We start from the raw sequence: 1181 nt of genomic DNA on the forward strand, positions 1-1181 counted from the left end.
CGTAAACATGCTGTCCAGTGTGCCCGAATAATTGAGCAGAACATATGGATGCTTGCGCAGACCGGCAGAGTATGCACCGGAGCACTTGCCGACGTTCTCATAGACATCAATCCAACGGTTGTCAAAGCCTTCTTTAAGAATGGCGCGATAGTCATCGCCCATGCAAGCGAGGGCGTCATATACCGTCTGCTTGGCTTCTTCGTAAGGAATATCCACATCGACATCGCTGACAATCGGTGTGTATAGATCGTACATGTGCAGCTCGTCAACACCGAGCAGCTTGCGGCGCAGATCGACATAGCGATACATCGGAGCCATATTCTCGTGTACGGCAGAAATCAGATTGGTGTATACTTCGGTCGGCACATAGTTGCCGTCCAGAGATGCCTGTAAGGTCGAGTCGTATTTGCGGGCATCTGCATAGAACTTCAACTGCTTGACCTGGGCAGAGAGCAGAGCAGCGGCTGTGTTGCGGAACTGACCGTATACGCTGTACAGAGATTCAAATGCAGATTTGCGCAGCACGCGGTCTGCACTGTGCATGAGCGGAATATACGTGCCATGTGTGACCGGATGAGAGTTGCCGTCTTTGTCGATAGCCGCCGGGAACTTCAGGTCAGCATCGGCAAAAACAGAGTAGACACTGTCCGGTGCCTGCGACATCTCTCCGGCGGCAGCGAGCAGCTTTTCTTCCGCGTCGGACAGAATGTGTGCACGCTTGTTGCGAATGCGCGTCAAGCACAGACGATAGGTTTCCAGTGCAGGCTCGTCTTTGTAAAACTGTTCCAGCGTTTCATCCGGAATCGCCAGCAGCTCCGGCGTTTCAAAGGAGCTTGCTGCATCGACAGCGACCATCGCGCTCATTGCCTGAGAGGTCATGCCTTGATACAGAGAGTTGGCGGTGTCCTCATCGCTTCTGCGCTGGGCATAGCCGTACAGGGCATCAAATAACACGCTAATGTCATCGCCGAGCTGCAAAAATTCCAATAATTTCTGTGCGCTGTCGCCTAAATGGCCTTTGTAGGCTGCGAGCTGTTCCGGCAGGGCACGGGCTTTTTCCAAATCGGCCTTCCACAAATCGTTGTTTGCATAGACATCTTCCAGTGCCCAAGTATATTTCGGGTCCGCTTCGCTGCGGACAGGAATTTTCTTTTCCATGGTATTGAAACCTCCTGTGAAAA

General features: G+C 52.4%; 1 protein-coding gene. It reads right to left on the bottom strand.

What is annotated here, in order from left to right:
* Positions 1-1158: M3 family oligoendopeptidase (locus ACR0P9_RS12950; RefSeq protein ID WP_432620790.1), on the bottom strand; the 1158-nt coding region annotated here is incomplete at its 3' end.
* Positions 1159-1181: the final 23 nt, after the last annotated feature.

The sequence above is a fragment of the Butyricicoccus sp. genome (assembly GCF_050872565.1).
GTDB lineage: Bacteria > Bacillota > Clostridia > Oscillospirales > Butyricicoccaceae > Butyricicoccus_A.